Origin of the sequence: Pseudomonas lini (assembly GCF_030812475.1) — a bacterium.
GTDB classification, from domain to species: Bacteria; Pseudomonadota; Gammaproteobacteria; order Pseudomonadales; family Pseudomonadaceae; genus Aquipseudomonas; species Aquipseudomonas lini_A.
Genome location: NZ_JAUSSR010000004.1, coordinates 381,215 through 403,693 on the forward strand (window position 1 = coordinate 381,215; position 22,479 = coordinate 403,693).

A 22,479-nucleotide genomic window follows, 5' to 3' on the forward strand; every position below is an offset into this window, starting at 1 on the left:
CGGGACAGGCGTGCAATGTCGGGTCAGACCCGGCGAGGTGCGCTGTACACCGACAGCGGGTGCGGCGAGATGATGGACTGCGCTATGCAGCATGGCCGGGCACTCCTTTTTATTATTTTGGCGATCCCCTGGCTAACCGTTAACGGGAGCAGGGACGCTGTGGAAAAAGCATAGCCGAGACGAAAGCGCTTGCGCAAGCGCTTTCCTAACTTTCAACATTCCCTCTTCCGGCAAAGGAAAGCGCTTGCGCAAGCGCTTTCCTTTGAACTATGTTTGTCGAACAAGAACAACCGATGAGGGGCTTCACCGCTTCTCAAATCGGTAGATAAGGAGTCAACCGCTATGCTGAATACCGGATCTGAAAGTCCTCCCCCTGCTCTACTGGAAATGCGCGCCATCTCCAAGTCATTCAATGGCGTACGCGTCCTGCATGACATCGATCTCAGTATCTTCCCCGGACAAATCCACGCGCTGATGGGCGAAAACGGCGCCGGAAAATCCACGCTGATGAAAGTACTGTCGGGGGCCTATATCGCCGACAGTGGCACTGTCCGGATCGATGGATGTGATATTCGACATTACGGCCTCAATGATGCGAAGCGTCATGGCATTTCGGTTATCTATCAAGAGCTCAGCTTGTGCGCGAATATGACCGTGGTCGAAAACATCTACCTGGGTAGAGAAATTCGTCGATTCGGCGTTATAAACCACAAGGCCATGGCCGAAGGCGCGCAGGTTGTACTAAAGCGACTTGGCGTCACATTCGATCCACACGCGTTAGTCTCTACATTGTCGATTGCGGACCAGCAACTGGTTGAAATCGCCCGTGCAATTCATGCCGATACGCGAATCCTGGTGATGGACGAGCCTACGACGCCGCTCTCCTCAAAAGAGACTGAAAAACTGTTTACCCTGATTCGCCAGTTACGTGATGACGGTGTCGCGATCATTTATATCAGCCATCGAATGGCTGAAATATATGCGCTGTCCGATTTTGTTTCGGTGCTTCGGGACGGTCATTACGTGGGTTCGCTGGACCGTGGCACGCTATCGGCCGAAACCCTGGTCCGGATGATGGTGGGCCGCGATGTCTCCGGTTTCTATGCCCACGAGCGTGCGTCATGTACTTATGAGCAACCAGTACTGCGCATTCGCAACCTGACAGACGGATTCAAGATCAAGGATTGCAGCTTCGATCTTTACGCGGGCGAAATTCTCGGGATTGCAGGACTGGTGGGTTCAGGGAGAACGGAACTTGCCCGATTGATCGCAGGTGTCGATGCGTACGCCGGTGGACACATCGAACTGGATGGCGAAGTTGTAGCCATACGCTCCCCTCGCGATGCAGGCAATGCAGGTATCGCCTATCTGACGGAAGACCGTAAAGCCTTGGGCCTCTTTCTCGATATGAGTGTCCACGACAATATCAATGTCTGTGTATTGGGAAGTGATGCTTCATTGACGGGTGTTGTGAACCGATCGGCTGGAACCGCACGCGTTAAACAAGCCATTGAAGCACTCAATATCAAAGCCTCCCCGGACATCAATGTCGGCGCGCTGTCTGGGGGCAACCAACAAAAGGTTTTGCTGGCTCGTCTACTTGAAATGAAGCCCAGAGTGCTGTTCCTCGACGAGCCTACTTCGGGAGTCGATATTGGAGCCAAAACCGAAATATACAAAATAATCAATGCATTGGCCGCCGCCGGCGTTTGTGTAGTGATGATTTCAAGTGAACTGCCAGAGATTGTCGCAATTGCTGACCGTGTGTTGGTCATGTGTGAAGGAAAACTTGTCGCCGAACTCGGTGGCCGCAGCGGTCTTGATATCACACCTGAAACCATTATCGCGTTTGCCACAGGCAGCGACAGCTTGACTCTAGCCAACGGAGACTTAGTCCAATGACTTCCCCACTGCAACGCAAAGTAGCAAGTGATTTCATCACCCCCAATGCACGGAACATGGCCGGACCTGGCGCACAGGATAAAATGCGCCAACTGATGAGGGTGGCGGGCATGCTCCCCGTACTGCTGCTCCTGTGTGTGGGCTTCAGCCTGATGAGCGACAGCTTTTTCTCGGCGCAAAATTTCTCCATCATCAGCCAGCAAGCCTCTATCAACGTGGTATTGGCATCCGGTCTGACGTTCGTGATTTTGACCGGGGGTATCGACCTCTCGGTGGGTTCGATCCTGGCTGTTTCCGCGGTAGTGGCGCTGTTGGTATCGCTAGTTCCCGAGTTGGCTGCCCTGGCCATTCCTGCGGGGCTTGGAATCGGCCTGTTGCTGGGGCTCGTCAACGGCGTGTTGGTCGCTTTCGGCAAGCTGCCTGCCTTTATCGTCACACTGGGCGGATTGACGGCGATGCGCGGGATCGCACGCCTCATTGGCGAAGACAAGACAGTGTTCAACCCCGATCTGTCGTTTGCCTATATTGGTAACGATACGTTGTTCGGGGTGCCATGGCTGGTCGTGATCGCCTTGGTAGTCGTGACGCTGTCGTGGCTTATTCTTCGTCGGACCGTTTTAGGCGTACAGATTTACGCAGTGGGCGGCAATCCTGAGGCCGCACGGTTATCGGGGATCAAGGTCTGGAAAGTCCTGCTCTTCGTCTATGCCATATCCGGTTTGCTGGCGGGTGTGGGAGCCATCATGACGTCCGCTCGATTGATGGCTGCCAACGGACTGCAAATGGGCCAGTCCTATGAACTCGACGCTATTGCCGCCGTTATCCTGGGAGGCACGCGTTTCACCGGGGGCGTCGGCACCATCGTCGGTACGCTGATTGGCGCCCTCATCATCGCGACACTGTCCAACGGCCTGATATTGCTGGGCGTTTCGGATATCTGGCAATACATCATCAAGGGTGTCGTCATTATCGGGGCGGTAGCACTCGATCGCTTTCGGCAGACCGGCGCACGCACCTGAATCCTGTAACCCCCCCTCTGATATTCCAACAATAAGAGACTGCACTCATGAAGAAAACAATATTGGCCGCGGCGTGTGCATGCCTGGCATTTAACACCGCTCAAGCGCAAGAATTGAAATCCGTAGGAATAACCGTTGGCTCGTTGGGTAATCCTTATTTCGTTGCGATGGTAAATGGCGCCAAAGCGCAGGCCTTGCAAATCAATCCAGCCGCAAAATTTACCTCAGTCTCGGCCGACTACGATTTAAACAAGCAGTTCACCCAGATCGATAACTTCATTTCATCGGGCGTCAACCTGATTCTTGTCAATGCCGTCGACCCTGTGGCAATTGCGCCTGCGATTGCCAAAGCGAGAAAGGCCGGCATCGTGGTGGTGGGTGTGGATGTCATGGTGCAAGGTGCCAACGCTACCGTACAGACGGATAATGTCGAAGCCGGCAGGATAGTCTGTCAGTACATTGCCGAGCAGTTGGGTGGCAAGGGTAACGTTATTATCCAGAACGGAACGCAAACGTCCGCAGTCCTGGACCGGGTCAACGGTTGCAAAAGTGTTTTCGCACAGGCACCCGATATCAAGGTACTGTCCGATAATCAGGATGCAAAAGGCTCGCGCGAAGGTGGCTACAGCGTGATGCAAGGCGACCTGACACGCTTCGCAAAAGTCGACGCAGTGTTCGCCATCAATGATCCCCAAGCCATAGGTGCAGACCTGGCCGCAAAGCAGCTCAAGCGTAAAGGCATCATTATCGGATCGGTGGACGGAGCGCCCGACATAGAGACAGCACTCAAGAGCGATACACAGATCCAGGCCTCTGCATCTCAGTCCCCTTGGGGCCAGGCACAACAGGCGGTCACGATGGGCAATGACCTGCTCAATGGCAAAACCCTGGAAAGCACAACGGTACTGCTGCAACCCTCGCTGGTAACCCGGGCCAATGTCACGGAGTACAAAGGCTGGCAAGCTGACCATTGACGGTTGAATCCAGCGGCATAAGGATCTTGAGCCAGTGATGCCGGGAATGGCTGCTGCGAGGTGCTCGCAGCAGCCTGGGCAAAGACAGGGCGACACCTGCTGAAGAGAAATCCGGGCATGTATACCTACGCAAACACTATTGTAAGCACAGCGCTACTCGACTACATCAAGGCACGGCCTGGCGATCGAATCGTCGTTGCGTTAGCGGGACCGCCTGGTGCCGGTAAGTCCACCGTCTCCGAGGCCTTGGTACAGGCCCTCAATAATAGTGTGCCTGGGAGCGCAGCGGTCATTCCCGGAGATGGCTTTCATTACGATGACGCGGTTCTCGAATCCTTGAACCTCCTGGATCGTAAGGGTTCCCCGGATACATTCGATGTGGGTGGCTTCAGGAATCTACTGCTGCGGCTTCGTGCGAACAACGAACCCACGGTTGCCGTTCCGGTATTCGATCGACGCCTGGAGATATCCCGTGCTGCAGGACGACTGGTTTGCTCTGAAGTGAAATATCTCATCGTGGAAGGCAACTACCTTCTATTGAACGTCGCCCCATGGGCGTCCTTGAGAGACTGTTTTGACGCGACCATTATGCTGCACGTCGATCGCAAAACCCTGGAGGCGCGACTGCTTGATCGATGGCGGTCATTCGGTTTCGATGAATCGGCCTCGTCTGAAAAAGTCTGTCGAAACGACCTTCCGAATGCCGAACTTGTGATGTCGGCCAGCCGCGAAGCCGATTTTACGCTCACCGATGAACAACCCGCTGGTTCTCCTTGAATCAATCATGCCGTTGACCAACAGCTGCGCTTGATCTGCTATCCGCCTTGCCGCAATTGATTCAATGACAACCTGTATCGAACCTTTAAAGAGCAAACGACTATGTATCTGGTATGTGGCGAAGCGCTGTTCGATTTCTTCAGTGAGAACGACGCCGGCGCTAAAGTTTCAAACGTGAACTACAGGGCGATTGCCGGCGGCTCGCCGTTCAACGTCGCCATCGGCTTGCGTCGCCTGGGCATCGATGTGGCGCTATTTGCCGGATTGTCCACCGACCACCTGGGCCGGCGTTTGCAGCAAGTCCTGCTGGAGGAAGGCGTGCGCCTGGACTACCTGCAGGACTTCGATGCACCGACCACCCTCGCCATGGTCGCCGTCGGTGCCGATGGCTCGCCGCACTACAGTTTCCGCGGCGAAGGTTGCGCCGACCGCCAGCTGTTGCCAAAGCATTTGCCTGAGTTGGACGCTGGGGTGCGTGGGTTGCATATCGGTTCGTTCTCATTGGTGGTGCAGCCGATTGCCGATACCCTGCTGGCGCTGGTCCGCCGGGAAAGCGGCAAACGCCTGATCAGCCTCGACCCCAACGTGCGACTCAACCCAGAGCCGGATATCGAACGTTGGCGCGAACGGATCAGCACGCTGGTCGAGCATGCCGACCTGATCAAGGTCAGTGACGAAGACCTGAACCTGCTCTACCCCGGGCGCGATCCGCAGAACGTGATCGGGAGCTGGCTGGAATACCGCTGCCAACTGGTGTTCCTCACCCGCGGCGGTCAGGGCGCGACCGTGTTCAGCCGCCGCCATGGCACCTGGTCGGTGCCGGCCCGTGCCGTGGTGACGGTCGATACCGTGGGCGCCGGCGACACCTTCCAGGCGGCATTGATCGCTTGGCTGACCGAGCAGCGGTCGGATTCGGTGGAGAGCTTGCAGCGCTTGAGCCGGGAACAGATCGACGCAATGCTCGGCTTCGCCGTCAGCGCCGCCGCCCTGACTTGCGGCAAGACAGGGCCGGACTTGCCTTTTCGGCATCAGCTGGACTGAGATCCGGTCAGGACTGGATGATGCCGAACGCCGGCAAGCATGGATTTTCGTACACCGCCTGGACCGGGCTCAAGCCAGCAGCTCGGTGATCCAGCGGACCTGCCGGGCGATTTCCTGCACCTTCTCCTCGGGCACGGCCTGCCGCGCCCGGGCGAAGTCGTCCAGGGTCCGCTGCTTGTGGCGCAGCTTGCGCTGCCACTTGGCCAGGAACGCCGGGGTGCGCGCCTGCATCTGCAGCGGGCCGAAGTACAGCGCCTCGGCGGTGTACAACACCGGCCCGGCGCGCTCGGCGACGATGATTTCGTAGTCGAAGCGGTTTTCCCGCAGCAATTCCTCGTAGAGGATGCGGTAGTCATTTTCCATCAACCACTGGCGCAGTGGCTGCTCGCCGCCGTTGGGCTGCAGGATCAGCCGTTCCCGGCCGCTCAGGCGCGTCTTGCCGCTGTCGAGGATGTCGCGGATGGTCTCGCCGCCCATGCCGCAGATGCTGATCGCCGTGATCCCGTCTTGCGGCTCGATCGCCTCCAGGCCGCTGGCCAGGCGCACGGTGATGTGCAGTTCCAGGCCGTTCTCGCGCACGGTGCGTTCGGCCGAGCGAAACGGCGTCAATGCCACCTCACCGGCCACCGCCGCCGCGATGGCGCCACGGCGCATCAACGCCACCGGCAAGTAGCCGTGATCCGAGCCGATATCGGCCAGGCGCGCACCGGCCGGCACCTGCGCCGCCACCCGCTCCAGGCGCATGGACAATGTCTGTTCGTTCAACTGCAGTTCCTTTTCACCACGGACGTGCGGCACCTTGGCGCCGGATCGGGGTGCGATTCTGTCGAGCTACGCCGAGCATTTCAAATTTATTGCGGCAACGGCCGGAAACCTTGCCACCCACCCGGGACCGTTTCAACCCGAAACACTCAGAGAAGCAAAGCGCTGGAATCTTCACTGACTTAAATTAAACATGTGTTTCCTTCGTTCTTCTCTACGTCGCAGTTCTTCACTGCCCGTTCCTGTCCGTCTGGAGTTCTCCCAATGCCCTCGCCCAAATCCTTGCCCGCTGCGCTGCTGGGGCTGGCCCTTGCCTGTCCGGCCATGGCCGAGACCCAAGGCCTGGAGCTGGGACAAGTGCTGATCGGGGCTGAGGACCGTAGCGGCGAAGACGCGTCGATCGAGGACGCCAAGGCCCGACTGGCCCAAGTGCCCGGCGGCACCAATGTGGTCGACCTGCGCCGGCCCCTGCAAGGCCGCGTAGCGAGTAACCAGGATGTGCTGGCTTATCAACCGGGGGTCTATGCCCAGTCGGCGGGCAACGAAGGGGTCAAGATTTCGATCCGCGGATCAGGGATCAACCGCGCACCCGGCGCCCATGCCTCAGGGTTGTACGCCATGCTCGACGGCCTGCCGCTGAGCGGCCCTGGTGGCACGCCCTATGAATTGCTCGAGCCGCTGTGGCTCGACCATGTGGAAGTGCTGCGCGGTGCCAACGGCTTCGACCGGGGCGCGCTGGCGTTGGGCGGGGCCATCGATTACATCAGCCACACCGGCTACGACGCACCGCGGTTGCAGGTGCGCTACGCCATGGGCAGCCACGGCTATCAACAGCGTCAGGTCAGCTCCGGGCAAGTACTGGGCGACTTCGATTATTACGTGGCCATGACCGACGCGCGTGCCGACGGTTACCAGGACCATACCGCCAGCGACAGTCAGGGCGTCATTGCCAACTTCGGCTATCGCTTCAACCCGAACCTGGAAACCCGCTTCTACCTGCGCTACCGCCAGACCGACAACGAGCTCGCCGGGCGCGTGACCAAGCACGCCATCGAGCACGATCCACGGGCCGCCAACCCCGCTTACGTCTCGCGGGATGACAGCCGCGAGCAACCGGGCAGCACTTTCATCGGCAACAAGACCACCTACTACATCGATGACGATTCGAGCGTCCAGGCCGGCCTTGTCTACCACGACTATCCCATGGACTTGCGCGAGGGACCCAACCGTTTGAAGGTGGCGTACACCGACGTCAGCGGCACCTTCGATTACAAGCGACGCGACACCCTCTGGGGCCTGGAAAGCCGGAGCACGGTGGGCCTGCGGGTGACCAAGCACCTGCCCAATGCCGGCGCCAGCGAACGGGTGCGCATCCCCACCGGCAACACCGCCGGCTACGCGCCAGGCACGCCCATGCGCAACTTCACCTACCAGGGTTCGGACACCGTCCTGCATCTGGGCAATGACCTGGAGATCGCCGACGACCTGTGGCTGACCACCGGCCTCGCCGCCATCTACACCCGCCGCGAAAGCGCCGTCACCTATCCCCAAGGCGGCGGCAAGACCAGCCTGAGCGACTGGGACTACGCCCCGCGCCTGGGCTTACGCTACCAACTGACACCTGACCTGCAGTTGTTCGGCAACCTCAGCCGCTCGGTCGAAGCGCCACACCCCTGGTCGCTGATCTACAGCGCCAACCAGCGCTTCCCGGCCGGTAGCGGCGCCGCCACCGGCGCCCAGCGCGACCCGATCAAGCTGCAAAACCAGACCGCGACCACCCTGGAAATCGGCGGCCGCGGCGACAGCACAATGGGGCAATGGAGCCTGGCCTGGTACTACGCCCAGGTGCGCCACGAACTGCTCTCGGTGTTGCCGGATGCCAACGCCACCACGCCCTACGAACTCAACGCCAGCCCCACCGTGCACCAGGGCGTGGAAGCCAGCCTGTCGAGCAACCTGTGGTCGCCAGACGATGGCGGCCAGCTGAGCCTGCGCCAGAGCTATACCTTCAGTGACTTCCACTATCGCGACGACGAGCGCTTCGGCGACAACCGCCTGCCCGGCCTGCCGATGCACTACTACCAGGGCGAACTGCGCTATGACTGGCCCCAGGGTTTCTTCGCTGCGCTCAATACCCAGTGGGTGTCCAAGGTGGCGGTTGACTACGCCAACAGCTACTACGCCGATCCCTACGCGCTGTTCGGCGCGACCCTGGGCTACAACGCGCCCAAGGGCGACTGGCAGACCTGGCTGGATATGCGCAACCTGACCGACAAGCACTACGCCGGCACCGTCACGCCGGGCTACGACGACCAGGGGCTGGATGCGGCGCGGTCCACGCCGGGCGAGGGGCTGGCGATGTATGTCGGGGTGTCCTGGAGCTTGCGCTGAGCGCTCAGGCGCCGCGTTTTCGTCGCGCCTGGCTGCAGTGTGCTGCTTTTTGTATGGCTGGTGTTCTCGCGCAGCGGTGTCACAGGCAGGTCTGACCGGTTCATCCAGCGAAGACGCTCAGTTTGTCGTTCAATAGGCGCCCCACTGAATGTTTTGGACCATTGGGTAGGAATATACATATTGTTATTGACTCAAGGATTGGCGGATTTACCTCCAATCGGTTGTATGACACGCAAGACTCAAACCCGATCCGGCGCGAGCAATACTGCGTGATCGGCGCCGTGTGGCGCCGGATCGTTCTGCCCGCTTAGTTTTCAATCATCCGTAGCGATTGTGCTGCCGCACTATGTATCAACGTATGTCTAACTGGGATCTTGATACACAAGTTTGCACCCGACCCGGGATTCGACACAGGCCGGATACGTCGCCGCGTTCAAATGCAACCCAGGATTCAACGGGATCATTCAGCCCTCTGACCAACGGTTTGTAACGGAGACATCAGCATGAAAATGGCACTGCAGGATACAACAGGCAAAACTTGCCGCCGTCTGCTCGGCTCGTCGCTCCTCGCGTTCGCCCTGTTCGGCGTTCTCGGTGCGGCCCAGGCGCAAACCACCGCTGCCGCGCAGCCCGCCGCGACCACTGCCGGTGCCACTCATGCTTCCCCCTCTCCGTTCGGCCCGTTGAAGCATGTCAGCGCCGGGCTGCTCAACGTGGCGTACGCTGAAACAGGCCCCGCCGACGGGCCGGTGGTGATTCTTCTGCACGGCTGGCCGTACGACATTCACAGCTATGACGAGGTCGCTCCCTTGCTGGCAGCCAAGGGCTATCGGGTGCTGATGCCCTATGCTCGGGGCTACGGCGACACCCATTTTCTTTCGGAAAAAACCCTGCGCAATGGTCAACCCGCCGCGCTGGCCAGCGACGTCATCGACTTCATGGACGCACTGAACATCAAACAAGCCGTGCTCGGTGGCTATGATTGGGGCGCGCGTTCGGCCGGGATCGTCTCGGCGCTGTGGCCGGAACGGGTCAAGGCGCTGGTTTCGGTCAGCGGCTATCTCATCGGCAATCAGGCGGCCGGCAAGAACCCGCTGCCGCCCAAGGCTGAGTTGCAGTGGTGGTACCAGTTCTACTTCGCCACCGACCGCGGCCGCGCCGGGTACGAGAAAAACACCCACGACTTTGCCAAGCTGATCTGGCAATTGGCATCGCCGCAATGGGCCTTCGATGACGCCACCTTCGAGCGCAGTGCCAAGGCGCTGGATAACCCCGACCATGTCGACATCACCGTCTTCAACTACCGCTGGCGCCTGGGCCTGGTCCAGGGCGAAAGCCGCTACGATGCGCTCGAGCAGAAACTGGCCACGGCGCCTTCCATCAGTGTGCCGACCATCACCCTGGAAGGCGATGCCAACGGCGCCCCGCACCCTGCCCCCGAGGACTACGCCAAGCGCTTTACAGGCAAATACGAGTTCCGGCTGATCAGCGGCGGCATCGGCCACAACCTGCCCCAGGAAGACCCGCAGGCGTTCGCCAAGGCGGTGATCGATGCGGATCACCTTTGAGGCCGGGCTGACAGCCGGGCACTGAACCTGACCGCTACCTCAAAAACAGTGCTGTGCAAGTGTAGGAGCGAGCCTGCTCGCGATGGTCGCCAACGATAACGCGTGTTTGCTGGATAACGCGGTGTCCTGGAGTCCATCGCGAGCAGGCTCGCTCCTATATTGAACAGCGTTTTTAGCCGTGTTCGAGCAATTGATCACGCCAGTTGAACCTCGGCGAAGCAGCACTCTCGGATATAGAAACCTCTGCGGAGTGGCCCCATGGCGATCGAGGATACGTTACTACGACAGCGCAAAGTGCTTGCCGAATTTGGCGAACTGGCCTTGCTGTCCGACGACCTGGAGCACATCCTCAACGAGGCCTGTCGACTGGTGGGTGACGCGCTTGAGACTCATCTGGCCAAGTTCATGCTGCTCAAGGAGGACGGCATCACGTTCCTCGTGCGAAACGGCGTAGGCTGGACGCCCGATGTGGTAGGCAAGGTTGAGGTACAAGCGATCGACGGCAGCCCGGAAAAGTACTCGCTCGACACCGGCGCTCCCGTAATCTCGGTGGATGTTTCCACCGAAACACGCTTCCGTTATCACGATTTCCAAAAAGAAAATGGCGTCCAGGCCTTCGTCAACGTCCTGGTGTTCGGGGCCACGGAGAAACGCCCCTTCGGGATTTTCGAGGTCGACAGTCGAACGCCCCGGCATTTCACCGACAGCGATATCGATTTTCTGCGCAGCTACGGCAACCTGCTTGGCGCCGTTTTGAAGCGTTCCAAGACCTTAAAGGCCATACGATCCACAGAGAAGAAGTTACGTGAAAGCGAAAGGCACTACCGAATCGCGGCGGAGCTCAATCCGCTGTGGCCCTGGACAGCTGACACGCTCGGCGTACTGACTTCAATCGATCAGCGCTGGCATGACTATACCGGCCTGTCCTCTGCACAGACATTAGGGCGGCAGTGGGCCAACGCGGCCCACCCTGAGGATCGGATAGCCCTGGCCAAGCGTTGGGATCATTCACTGGCGACATTGCAGCCACTGGATTTGCAGGTCCGCTTGCGCCGACACACCGGTGATTATCGTTGGTTCAGAGTCCGCGCCTTGTGCAGCTTCGGCATCGACGGGGCATGTGAACAGTGGTACGGCACCATAGAGGACATCGATGATCGGGTGCAGCTGGAGATCGCGCTACGGGACTGGAACGACCTGCTCGAGGAACGTATCGCCAAGCGTACCGAACAGCTCGAGGCCGAACAGCGTGAACGTGCGGTGGCGGAAACCAAACTTCGCCAGAGTCAAAAAATGGAAGCGGTCGGTCAGCTCACGGGCGGGATAGCCCATGATTTCAATAACCTGTTGGCCGGCATCATCGGTAGCCTTGAACTGATGCAACGGCGTATCGATGCCGGGCGTTATAGCGATCTGACTCGATATAACACCGTGGCCATGACCTCCGCCTCCCGCGCGGCTGCATTGACCCAACGTCTACTGGCGTTCTCCAGGCAGCAATCGCTCGAACCTGAAGTGCTCGAGCCCCGGACGGTCGTCGCCGGTCTCGAAGAAATGATCCGCCGCTCAGTGGGCCCAAGCATCGTCGTCGATTGCTCGTTTCGAGCCAACGATCGTATCCGCTGCGACCTCAATCAGCTGGAAAATGCCCTGCTCAACCTCGCGATCAACGCACGGGACGCCATGCCCAATGGCGGCACCCTGAGCCTGGAGGTCGATCGATGCCTGATCGATCAAGCATCGTCGCGCGAGAAAATGATGCCCCAGGCGGCCTATGTCACGATCTCCGTGACGGATTCAGGCATGGGCATCAGTCCTGAACATCTGTCGCGCATCTTCGACCCGTTCTTCACCACAAAGAAAATCGGCGAAGGCACCGGTCTGGGCCTGTCGATGATTTACGGCTTCACCCAACAATCCGGCGGGCAAGTCAGAGTTCACAGCAGCCTTGGCCTGGGCACGACCGTCACCCTGTATTTTCCCGTCGATCAGTCTCAAGCCGTCCCCCACCAGCACAACCCGGAGGTCATTCAACCACCGGAACCTTCAGGTCACTACGAAACCATCTTGCTGGTGGACGATGAAACCGCCGTCCGCAAAATGGCTTCGGAATTCTTGTCCGACATTGGCTATCGCGTGATTGAAGCGGTGGATAGCGTTTCCGCTTTGAAGCAGGCGGAAAAGCTCGAACAGCTGGATTTACTTCTGACGGATATCGGCCTGCCCGGATTGATGAACGGCGTCAGTCTGGCAGCGGAATTCAAGGAGAGGTACCCGCAGCTCAAGGTGCTGTTCATTACCGGGTTTGCCGGCGGTTCGAACCTGGTCCCCACTGATGCAACGACCAAGGTGCTGACCAAGCCCTTCAGTCTGAACGACCTCAGCCAGCGGGTCCGCTCGCTGATCAACGCGCATCCAGACAGCCCATAGCGCGCCCCTGCCGATAGCCAGTGACACTGGCCCGAGTGAAGGATCAGGCTTGGGCCTGTTCGTCGCTTCGCAGATCGTTGCATCCCACGCAGGGGTCAGGTAATGGTCGGTTAACGCGCTACATCACTCGCTCCAAGTAACTCACCGCGCCCTCCAGAAAAGCGCGTTCCACCTGCCCTACCTTGCCACTTCCCAACGACTCGCCAACCGAATGATCAAGCGCGCCAAATATGCGCCCGTCAGCAGCACTACGAACAAGCGCAAGGTCTGCATTGCCAGTACCAGACCGACATCGGAGTGGGTGTCGACCGCGATGATCGCCATGGAATCCAGCCCGCCTGGGCTCGTGGCCAGGTAAATCGAGAGAAAATCCTTATCGAGCAGCGCCGCCAGCAAAAAGGCGGACAACGCACACACTGCAATCATCACCACCGCGCCCAGGATCATCGCCGGCATCCGCCGCCAAACGTAGAAGATCGTCAGGCGATCAAAGCCCAGGCCCACGTAGCAACCAATCGCCCCGTAGGCCGTGGCAAGCAGCCAGCCAGGCATGGTTATCTGCAATAAGCCGCTCATTTGCAAGGCGGCCCCCAGCAGCAAAGGCATGAGCAGTGCACCGGCCGGAATGGCGTTACCCAATGCGACACCCGCCAGCAGCGTGGCAAGCGTGAGCCCCACGTCCAGCAGGTTGAGGTGTGGCAACGCAACGCTGGCCGCGTGCAATTCGCTGCGTCCGGTAGGAGCCCCCAGCCAATGGCTGACCAGCGAACCGATCAGCACCACGCACACCACCCGGACGTACTGCATGGTGGCGACCACCCGTGAGTCGGCGCCGAAGTCTTCAGCCATCGAGACCATCACCGAGGCAGCACCCGGTGCTACCCCCCAAGCCGCCGTACTGGCGGGGATACCGCCCAGACGCACCATGGCAAGGCCGACCAGCGCACTGAGGCACACGGTGAGCATCGTTGCAAAAAGGATCATGGGCCAGGACTGGGCGAGTGAAGTGAGCACCGCCAGGGTCGTGGAATGCGCGGCAAGAATACCCACGGCGCCCTGACCCAGTTTGAACGCATGGCGATGCACACGAATGTTCGCACCGCACACGCCAAACCCGATAGCCACGAGCATCGGCCCTAGAAACTCTCCGGCGGGCACCTGCAGAAATTTCAACAACTGACCGCCTGCCCCGGCCAGCAACAACAACGCAATCCATAGGACGGGAGGGGTATGGAGAAGTCGCTGTGGAAGAAAAGACACAATCACGCTCCAAACGTGGAACGCCCCCGGGGCGGTGGCGCGCTATTGACAAGGGCAATTATTGATAGTGACTTCGATCAAGTCTATTTTCTAATAGTGATGAATTGATAACTGCGGGTTATAGGTATGGAACTGCGCGACCTCGTCTATTTTGAAACCATTGCCGCGCTGGGCCACCTGGGCAAGGCAGCGGAAAAACTCAACCGGAGTCAGCCGGCACTGACCAAGAGCATTCAACGACTTGAAGAGTCATTGGGTGCCCGCCTGTTCGAACGCGATGGGCGACGGATCAAACTCACGCCCGTGGGCGAGCTGCTGAAAGTGCGCGGCACGCAGTTGCAGCAGAGCATCGCTGAAACCCGGCGCGAAGTTCGCGATTTTGCCAGCGGGGTCATGGGCAACATACGCCTGGGCTGCGCCGCATCCATGGCCGACAACCTGCTACCGCACCTGACCGGGGCATTGCTGTCCCGCGCACCGGAAGTCACCTTGAACCTGGTGATCGGCCAGGACGATTTTTTGCGCGAAGGGCTGTTATCCGGTCGATTGGACATGGTGATCTGCCCGCAGTACGAAGCGGACCCGCTGCTCGATACCCATGCCTTGTTCGATGATGAAGCGGTAGTGGTCGCCAGCCGGCACCATCCGCTGTTCAATGCCAGCTATCAGCTGCGCGACTTGTGCAAATACCGCTGGGTGCTGCCAGCGACCACCGTGGCCGCGCGGCGCTGGATAGACAATGCCTTTCAAGAACGAGACCTGCCCCTGCCCCGGGTACAGATCGAGACCACTTCAATTTCCCTGTTGCCGCGCCTGATCGGCGAGACCCACCTGCTGTGCTTCCTGGCCCGGGAAACCCTTGAAGACGTCAAAGGCGTGACGCACCTTCGAGAGGTGACGCTCAAGGAAACCACGATGAAACGCACCATCGTGGTGTTCGTTCGGATGGGCGCCTACCTGTCGCCGAGCGCGCAATTGCTGCTGGGCATCTTGAAAAATGAAGGGTCGCAGTTTATTACGGGCGTGCAGGCTGTATAGCGCCGCCCCAGCGTCTGACCTCAACCTGTATGGCATATGCCGGCGCCTCCACCGCATTGAAATCCTGGGTATAGCGCTGGGCAAATCCTTCCACACCCCATTCCTGATACTGCTGCACGTGCTTCAATTCGTGCGCCCAGAGCGCAATGTCCTGCTCCGCGCTTTGAGCGTCCCGGAAGAGAACAATGTCGATCAGCGTCACGGCACCGACGTCGGGGTTTTGCAGCATGGCCGTGGCGGCGCTGAATTGACCGTTGTCGCTGACTTTGTAGCGCGCGGCATCGAGGACGCTGGGTTCGTACCAGCGCAGCAGTTGCTCGCGGATGTGCGGTGGAATGGGTTGGGTGCCGGCGCTGGCAGCTTCAGCGCGGGCTTGGGCCAGCCACAGCGTCAGGGCAGGTGCCGCGATCTGATAGATGCCATCAGGCATGCCGAGCAGGCCCATGGGGTCCGGCAGACAGATGCAGCTGTCCAGGCACACTTGTTTCTCGCCAGGTGGGCAGGCGTTGGTCTGGGCTGGCGCTTCAAGCGTCAGGCACAGGCCAAACAGCGCCATCAGGCGAGCGGTGATGGGCGGCATTGGACGCTCCAGGGGCGGACGCAGCGCGAACGGTGGGTCGTCATTGGGCAACGATCGGCATAGCTTTAGCGTAGTCCGGAACCAGGCGCGCTCAAGATATCGCATGAAGGGTTATGGCCTTTTTGCGTCCAAGGTGCTGGAACGTTATAGCTCCAAAAACTGTACGCTCTTTTGCACGAGCGCTTTTCAACTCCGAAAGTGCCGAAAGCATTGATGTTCGTTTCGCAAAGGCCAAACATAAAGCAGCCAAATAGCATGAGGCGAAACGGACATAAAAATTCCCCACTTCCTAAAGCGTCTCGACCTGCTGAATCCACCCCATCTGCTTTTAGTGCTCTGATCTCCAAACCGAGAGCCGAGTACAATATCGTCTACGAAAAGTTGGTCAAAGAGGAAAATGACATCATTGGCCAGCTTGCGTATTGTCTATACAAACAAAGCAAACAACAATATCTTCGCGAATTTCAGAATTTGAATGGCAGAGGTCCGACTGATGCAGAGCTTGCCAACCACGTACATTGCTCAGAACTGCCAGCGCTGGATATGTACCGCGATACAGCAACACTAGTGTTCTCAGAACTACTTAGCCAGGCTGCGGCAGAAAAACAGGACGAGTTGGAAAAGCATTTTAAAACCCGCCTTTGGCAATTTGTTAACAGACATCAGCCTGAAGGTTTCGGGGAAAAAAAATGCACAGACTTGTCCCCTAACGCAACAGCAACATCGTCATCGTCATCGTCATCGTCATCGTCATCGTCATCGTCATCGTAATGGAGGCAAATCCGTCCGCGTCCGCGAAACAACCAGTGCAAGCACGGCAGCCACCAGAAGAAACACTCCACCCGCGATGAACGTAACCTGGTAACCAGCGCCGTCATACAGCAACCCACCTACCGTCGCGCCGAGTGTGATTGCCAACTGAATCACCGCCACCATCAAACCGCCTCCGGTTTCGGCATCTCGTGGAAGCGTGCGTGATAGCCAAGTGAACCAACCCACAGGCGCGCACGTCGCAATCAGGCCCCATACCCCCAGCAAAACGGCTGTCGCCCACATCGAACTGCCGAACACGAGTAAAGCCACAGCAATCACCGACATCAATAGTGGAATGATCATCAGCACTCGATAAAGGCTTCTGGTCAATAACGAACCGATCACCATCGTGCCCGCCAATCCGGCCATTCCGATAATCAGCAAAAGCAGGGAGAGTCCAGACACATCAACTCGCGTCACCAATTCCAGAAACGGACGCAGATAGGTGAATAACGCGAACTGTCCCATGAACAAAAATGCCACTGCTGCCATGCCCAGCGAGACCTTGGCGTTACCTAACAGCCGAAACACTGCAAGTGCAGATCCAGACTCGTTTTGCCCAGGCATTTTCGGCAAGGTGAATGCTTGCCAACAGAGCGCCACAGCGGCGAGCGGAACCACGCAGAAGAATGCACCTCGCCAGCCGATCAGCCCGCCCATGTAGCTGCCGATGGGTGCTGCGACCGCAGTGGCAAGGGCGGTACCACCCTGGATCAAAGCGATGGCTTTAGGTACAAAACTCTCGGGGGCTATGCGCATCATGACGGCGGTCGACATTGACCAGCTGCCGCCAATGGCGATCCCCAAAATGGCCCGGCCGACCATCAGTGTCGAATAATTCGGGGCAAAGGCGACGAGTGTGCCAGAGGCAACCATCAAGGCTGTCAGGAAAAGCAAAACGGGCCTGCGGTCGAGCCGGCGAATGACTGAAGAAATGAACAGACTGGTGACGACCGCGAACAGGCCGGAAATTGAAATCGCTTGTCCGGCCTGCCCCTCTGTCAGCGCGAGATCGGTCGCAAGCGGTGTGAGCAAGCTCACCGGCAGAAACTCCGAAGTCACCAGGGCGAAGGCGCACAGCGACATCGCCAGGACGGCGCCCCATACCTGTCGGCTCGCGGCTTGAATAGGTAACGCGGTGCTACTCATCTGATTTTCTCCAATACGTAAAGCTCCAATGTCCGCGAAGGACGTCGGATTCTGCAGGTGGGTACATAGGCTGATGGATCAGCGAGTGGTATGAGCCATGCCTGTGCTCACAGGCGAGGCTTGCCCTATTCTCCGGGAATGCGTCATGCTTGATAATCTAATGAAAGCTTGTTGAAGTTATAAGCCCAGCTAATCAATTTACCCAGGCGGCCTCAATGCCACGACATAATCTGAACGACTTGCTGGCCTTTGTAACGGTCGCCAGGGAAGGCAGCTTTACCCGAGCGGCTGCCCACCTGGGAGTCACGCAGTCCGCGCTGAGCCAGACTGTTTCCGGGCTTGAAAAGCGGCTGAAGATTCGACTACTGACGCGCACCACTCGCAGCGTTTCACCGACCAGTGCGGGTGAACGCCTGATGCACGCCATTGGTCATCGTTTCGACGAGATCGAGTCCGAGCTGGACGCTTTGACCGAGCTTCGTGACAAGCCTGCCGGCACGGTGCGCATTACCTGCGGTGATTTTGTCCTGAAGACAATCCTGCTGCCGCGGCTCACGCCTTTGCTACTTGAATACCCCGATATCAAGGTTGAGTTTGATATCAACTATGGCTTCAGAGACATCGTTGCCGACCGCTTCGATGCGGGCATCAGATTTGGCGACACCGTCGATAAAGATATGATCGCCGTTCCAATCGGTCCCGAAGTTCGGATGGCTGCAGCGGCAGCGCCAGTCTATTTCGCGCGCAACCCTGTGCCAAAGAAGCCGCAGGATCTTCTTGAACACAGTTGTATCGACATACGCTATCCAACCCTTGGCGGACTTGATGCCTGGGAATTCGAAAAGCGCGGTCGCAAGGTCAACGTGCGCGTCGCTGGCCAGGTCATTGTGAATACAAGCGCACACGTCCCGGCTGCGGCAGTCAACGGCTTGGGCATCGCCTATTTGCCGGAAGAAGAATTTGCCCCGCACATTGAGGATGGCCGCCTGGTACGGGTACTGGAAGACTGGTGCCCGTTGTTCTCGGGTTATCACCTGTACTACCCAAGCCGTCGTTTGCCTACTCCGGCCTTTTCGCTTGTTCTGAAGGCTCTTCGAGGCGAGGCTTTTTTTTAACGCGGCGCACGGGTGGGCCCATGGGTGGGAGAGTTGCGTTGATTGTTCACAGCGGACCTGCGCATTGTCAGATATCACAGTCAGTTCGAGACCCACTGAGATCATCCCAATAGGGAGGCACGCCAATCGCACTGATGAAGTAGTCCCACACCACACGAACCTTCTGGGAGCGGAGTCGATTCTCGGGGGAAATCAAATGGATCTGGCTTGGCGTCTGCTCAACCGCCCCCTCCCAATCGGGCAAAAGCTGAATGAGCTGCTTGTTGACGAAGCTCTCTCGACTGAAGAGCCAGGAAGGAAAAAACACAATCCCCCGCCCCGCGAGCGCCGCCTGTACCAGTACCTGCGCATTGTTGCTTCTGAGCGGGCCATGCACCTCGATGATTTTCACCTTGTCGCTGGCGGGTTTGCGAAAATACCAGCGCTGCGCCCCGCCTGTTCCCTTGTAGACCAGGCACGCATGGTTCTGCAGATCCTCTGGCGAAGCGGGTTTCCCGTACTTCGCCAGGTACTCTGCGCTAGCACATAGAACGTATTGCTGGTCGCAGATTTTGCGGCCAATCAATCCGGAATCCTCCAGGTGCCCCACCCGGAATATGATGTCTGCGCCCTCCTGAACCGGGTCGATAAAGGCATCGGTGACCGTCAGTTCAACCGTCAATTGCGGATACTTGTCATACAGACCATTCAACAGCTTCACGATATGCAGACTGCCGAACGCAACCGGCGCGTTGATCCGCACAAGGCCACGAATCTCGCCCCCCTTGCCGGTGACTGCCTCATCGGCGGCATCCAGCAACTCCAACACTTCGCGGATCTGCACGTAATAGCGCTCGCCCGCATCCGTCAGCCTTACCGCGCGAGTATTGCGGTACAGGAGCTGATGGCCCACCTCCCGCTCCAACGCCGCGATGAAGCGTGAAACGGAGGACGCAGGCACGCGAAAATGTCGCGCCGTCGCCGAGAAGCTGCCGGTCACGGCGACCATGGCAAAGTACCGGTGCGCTTTGAGGTGCATAGGGGAAATCTCCAGCGGAAGGCGCAGTGGATCTGTACTAAAACAGAACGGCTGCTGATTGTCCTCTCGCGTCTATTTGCTTCAGGCATGAAAAAGCAGCCGCACCGAATACCGGTGGCGGCTGCCAAAACCTCAGGAAGGTTGCGACTGCTTACCCTCGATGGGGCGCGTAATCGACATAACCTTCGGCCCCGCCGCCGTAGAAGGTTTCGCGCTTGGCTTCGGTCAGAGGCCAGTCGTTCTGCAGGCGTGCCACCAGATCAGGGTTGCTGATGTAGGCGGTACCAAACGCGGCGAGGTCGATGATGCCGTCATTCATCAGGTCTTGCGCACGTTGGCGCGACATGCCGCCAGCCAGGATGAGCGCCGTGTCAGGCAGTTTTGATTTGATGGTCGACAGCAAATTGATAAAGCTCGCTTTCGGGCCGCCACCGCCACCCTCGGTACCCGGGGCAGGAAATCCGGACTGATCCATGACATGCACATAGGCCAGTTGCCGAGCGCCAATCTCTGTAGCAAGCGCGGTGTAGGTTTCATCGATCTGCTCATACAACGGCATATCGAACAGTTGACCATAGGGCGAAATACGGATGCCCACACGGCCCGCGCCAATCCGCGCAACCACGGCGTCGATGACTTCCAAGGTGAAGCGCAGACGATTTTCCAAACGATCGGCGCAGTACTGATCGGTTCGATCATTGACCAGCGGATTCATGAACTGCTCGAACAGATAGCCATTGGCACCATGAATTTCTACGCCATCAAAACCTGCCTCGAGCGCATTTTCGGCCGCCTGCGCGAACTCACCGACGATCCGCGAAACCTCAGCCGTTGTCAGCTGGCGCGGCGCAGGTGGCGCTACCAACGCCGGCTTGCCGTCAGCGTCGTAGCCGAAAGCTGTCGCGCCAACCGCTTGCTTGGACGTGGCGCTCACCGGCAGTTTCCCGCCCTCCTGGATCGACGGATGCGACACACGACCCACGTGCCAGATTTGCGCAAACATCTTGCCCCCCACGGCATGCACCGAGTCGGTGGTGAGGCGCCATCCAGCGATCTGCTCGGGGGTGAAGATGCCGGGATTGAAGAGGTAGCCTTGACCTTCACGGGATATCGGCGTGCCCTCGCTGACGATCAAGCCTGCGGTGGCGCGTTGCGCGTAGTACAACGCCACTCGCTCATCGGCGGCGTCATCGGGTGCGCGAGAGCGGGTTAAAGGCGCCATGACGATACGATTTTTGAGCGTGGTGTCGCCCATGCGCAATGCTTCGAAGAGTGTCGACATTGAAGTTTCCATAGTTGATCGAGTGGAAGGACGATCAGCCGAGCGACAGGTGAACAATGCAGGCTGTCTTGAACTTATGCCAAAAGTCTGAGGAGTTGCAGCAATGGATCGATGCTAACTTCGCACTCGTTGCGCAACAATCCACTCAAATCGCAAATGACTTTTGCTTTTTTAGCAACGCGTGGGGCAGGACCTTGTGCCGTTGCCTGCGGTCACGCCAGTGCCTTTCTCACGTTGATTGCCTGCGCCAACCGCCGGGTGACATACCAAACTGGCGCTTGAACGCGCGACTGAACGCCGCTTCGGATTCGTAACCCACTGCAAAGCCGATTTGCGCCACATTACCGCGACCTTCGCGCAGGTGTTGAGCCGCCACGTGCATGCGCCAGAGGGTCAGGTATTGCATCGGTGGCTGCCCGACCAGGGCGGTGAATCGCTCCGCGAACACCGAGCGCGACATGCCCACTTCAAGCGCCAGGGCTTCTGCCGTCCAGCCCTCGGTTGGACGAGCATGGAGCAGCGCCAGCGCGCGCCCGATGTGCGGATCCCGCAAGCCCGCCAGCCACCCGCGCCGCTCAGCCGGGAGGCTTGCGACATACTGGCTGACGGCTTCGACGAACAGCAATTCGGAAAGCTTGGCGATGACCGTTGTGGAGCCGACGCGCCCCGCCGCGATCTCACTGATTGCGAAACGGAATGAGCTTTCAATCCAGGCGCCCGAAGCCGTTGCGCGCACGTCCAGTTTCAATAAGGACGGCAGCGACGACAGTAACGGACTGAAGGGTATGTCAGAACCAAGGAATCCGCACAATAACTGCGTGGCCTCGCCGCCCCCGCCGTACTTGATTCGTGATATGCCGCCGACTTCCGGCCGTTGAATAACTTCGCGTCCCGGCATGGGCGCAAGGCTCAGGTCGCTGCCAAAGGAGTGAGCGTCATTGCGTGGAAGCAGAATGAGTTCGCCGGCCCGCACGTCGACGCTGGCACCACCGTCGATGCGTAATTGCATGTGCCCCGCGGTGACAAAATGCGATGCGATGACCTGCCGGGGGGCGGCCAGGAACGGCTTGCAATCGTCCGCGGAAATTCTCCCGTTGATGCACCAGGGCGCAGTGAATTCGGCCTCGAGGAACACCCCTCCAGACAGCCGAATCACCCGCAACACATCAGAAAACGCATCCAACACCGGCCAGCCCTCCCTTGCGGAGTCTGGAGCATGTAATCAAGCGTATCGATCATTCTTCGCCTGGACCGCGAGGCCTAGATTAGCACCAACGCGGACTCGGTGATCGAGGCTCTCCCCGGAGTTTTCACCAACGGTCACTGGAGTCGACGTCAACCTTAATGGCCCCTTCCAGCA

Annotated in this window: 18 protein-coding genes; 11 read left to right on the forward strand and 7 right to left on the reverse strand. The window is 58.8% G+C overall.

The annotated features are described in order from the left end of the window. Nucleotides 1-342 precede the first annotated feature (342 nt). From J2W17_RS10560 to J2W17_RS10580, 5 genes are all read left to right on the forward strand, one after another. On the forward strand, nucleotides 343-1,902 hold the full coding sequence (locus J2W17_RS10560; protein WP_307333263.1) for a sugar ABC transporter ATP-binding protein: 1,560 nt from the start codon (nucleotides 343-345) through the stop codon (nucleotides 1,900-1,902). Between the two features lie 56 nt (nucleotides 1,903-1,958). After that, on the forward strand, nucleotides 1,959-2,921 hold the full coding sequence (locus tag J2W17_RS10565; RefSeq protein ID WP_373459972.1) for an ABC transporter permease subunit: 963 nt from the start codon (nucleotides 1,959-1,961) through the stop codon (nucleotides 2,919-2,921). Between the two features lie 47 nt (nucleotides 2,922-2,968). Next, nucleotides 2,969-3,895 carry an ABC transporter substrate-binding protein gene (locus J2W17_RS10570; RefSeq protein WP_307333266.1) on the forward strand — a complete coding sequence of 309 codons (927 nt, stop codon included), beginning with the start codon at nucleotides 2,969-2,971 and terminating at the stop codon, nucleotides 3,893-3,895. A gap of 117 nt (nucleotides 3,896-4,012) precedes the next feature. After that, nucleotides 4,013-4,672: a nucleoside triphosphate hydrolase gene (locus J2W17_RS10575; RefSeq protein ID WP_307333268.1), complete on the forward strand. Its 660-nt coding sequence runs from the start codon at nucleotides 4,013-4,015 to the stop codon at nucleotides 4,670-4,672. Between the two features lie 102 nt (nucleotides 4,673-4,774). After that, nucleotides 4,775-5,713, forward strand: coding sequence for a carbohydrate kinase family protein (locus J2W17_RS10580; protein ID WP_307333269.1), 939 nt, complete (start codon nucleotides 4,775-4,777; stop codon nucleotides 5,711-5,713). Between the two features lie 69 nt (nucleotides 5,714-5,782). Here the strand turns inward: J2W17_RS10580 and J2W17_RS10585 are convergent, their stop codons facing one another. Continuing rightward, nucleotides 5,783-6,478, reverse strand: coding sequence for a tRNA (adenine(22)-N(1))-methyltransferase (locus J2W17_RS10585; RefSeq protein WP_307333270.1), 696 nt, complete (start codon nucleotides 6,476-6,478; stop codon nucleotides 5,783-5,785). 261 nt (nucleotides 6,479-6,739) lie between these two features. On the opposite strand from J2W17_RS10585, the gene J2W17_RS10590 reads away from it, so the two are divergent. From J2W17_RS10590 to J2W17_RS10600, 3 genes are all read left to right on the forward strand, one after another. Beyond that, nucleotides 6,740-8,866 carry a TonB-dependent receptor family protein gene (locus J2W17_RS10590; RefSeq protein ID WP_307333272.1) on the forward strand — a complete coding sequence of 709 codons (2,127 nt, stop codon included), beginning with the start codon at nucleotides 6,740-6,742 and terminating at the stop codon, nucleotides 8,864-8,866. A gap of 503 nt (nucleotides 8,867-9,369) precedes the next feature. After that, the gene (locus J2W17_RS10595) at nucleotides 9,370-10,434 is read left to right on the forward strand and encodes an alpha/beta fold hydrolase (protein WP_307333274.1); all 1,065 of its coding nucleotides are present in this window, start codon (nucleotides 9,370-9,372) and stop codon (nucleotides 10,432-10,434) included. Between the two features lie 258 nt (nucleotides 10,435-10,692). Beyond that, nucleotides 10,693-12,864, forward strand: coding sequence for an ATP-binding protein (locus tag J2W17_RS10600; protein ID WP_307333276.1), 2,172 nt, complete (start codon nucleotides 10,693-10,695; stop codon nucleotides 12,862-12,864). A gap of 177 nt (nucleotides 12,865-13,041) precedes the next feature. On the opposite strand, the gene J2W17_RS10605 is transcribed toward J2W17_RS10600, so the two are convergent. Then, nucleotides 13,042-14,127, reverse strand: a complete 1,086-nt coding sequence (locus J2W17_RS10605) for an AbrB family transcriptional regulator (protein ID WP_373459973.1) — start codon at nucleotides 14,125-14,127, stop codon at nucleotides 13,042-13,044. A gap of 123 nt (nucleotides 14,128-14,250) precedes the next feature. Here J2W17_RS10605 and J2W17_RS10610 point away from each other — a divergent pair, with 123 nt between their 5' ends. Beyond that, complete coding sequence (locus J2W17_RS10610) at nucleotides 14,251-15,162, forward strand: LysR family transcriptional regulator (protein ID WP_307333280.1); 912 nt, start codon at nucleotides 14,251-14,253, stop codon at nucleotides 15,160-15,162. Here the strand turns inward: J2W17_RS10610 and J2W17_RS10615 are convergent. Further along, nucleotides 15,140-15,742, reverse strand: coding sequence for an eCIS core domain-containing protein (locus tag J2W17_RS10615; protein WP_307333282.1), 603 nt, complete (start codon nucleotides 15,740-15,742; stop codon nucleotides 15,140-15,142). The genes J2W17_RS10610 and J2W17_RS10615 overlap by 23 nt on opposite strands. Before the next feature lie 213 nt (nucleotides 15,743-15,955). Here J2W17_RS10615 and J2W17_RS10620 point away from each other — a divergent pair, with 213 nt between their 5' ends. Continuing rightward, nucleotides 15,956-16,513: a hypothetical protein gene (locus tag J2W17_RS10620; protein ID WP_307333284.1), complete on the forward strand. Its 558-nt coding sequence runs from the start codon at nucleotides 15,956-15,958 to the stop codon at nucleotides 16,511-16,513. Here the strand turns inward: J2W17_RS10620 and J2W17_RS10625 are convergent. Next, nucleotides 16,505-17,704: an MFS transporter gene (locus J2W17_RS10625; RefSeq protein ID WP_307333285.1), complete on the reverse strand. Its 1,200-nt coding sequence runs from the start codon at nucleotides 17,702-17,704 to the stop codon at nucleotides 16,505-16,507. The two genes, J2W17_RS10620 and J2W17_RS10625, sit on opposite strands and share 9 nt — an antisense overlap. Nucleotides 17,705-17,919: 215 nt before the next feature. On the opposite strand from J2W17_RS10625, the gene J2W17_RS10630 reads away from it, so the two are divergent. After that, a complete protein-coding gene (locus J2W17_RS10630; RefSeq protein ID WP_307333288.1) occupies nucleotides 17,920-18,819 on the forward strand; it encodes a LysR family transcriptional regulator in 900 nt (299 codons plus the stop codon). Between the two features lie 67 nt (nucleotides 18,820-18,886). On the opposite strand, the gene J2W17_RS10635 is transcribed toward J2W17_RS10630, so the two are convergent. From J2W17_RS10635 to J2W17_RS10645, 3 genes are all read right to left on the reverse strand, one after another. Then, on the reverse strand, nucleotides 18,887-19,837 hold the full coding sequence (locus tag J2W17_RS10635) for a LysR family transcriptional regulator (RefSeq protein WP_307333290.1): 951 nt from the start codon (nucleotides 19,835-19,837) through the stop codon (nucleotides 18,887-18,889). Nucleotides 19,838-19,988: 151 nt separating this feature from the next. Further along, the gene (locus tag J2W17_RS10640) at nucleotides 19,989-21,119 is read right to left on the reverse strand and encodes an alkene reductase (RefSeq protein ID WP_307333292.1); all 1,131 of its coding nucleotides are present in this window, start codon (nucleotides 21,117-21,119) and stop codon (nucleotides 19,989-19,991) included. A 229-nt stretch (nucleotides 21,120-21,348) separates the two neighbouring features. Continuing rightward, nucleotides 21,349-22,305 (reverse strand): AraC family transcriptional regulator, encoded by a 957-nt coding sequence (locus J2W17_RS10645; protein WP_307333294.1) that lies wholly within the window; start codon nucleotides 22,303-22,305, stop codon nucleotides 21,349-21,351. Nucleotides 22,306-22,479: the final 174 nt, after the last annotated feature.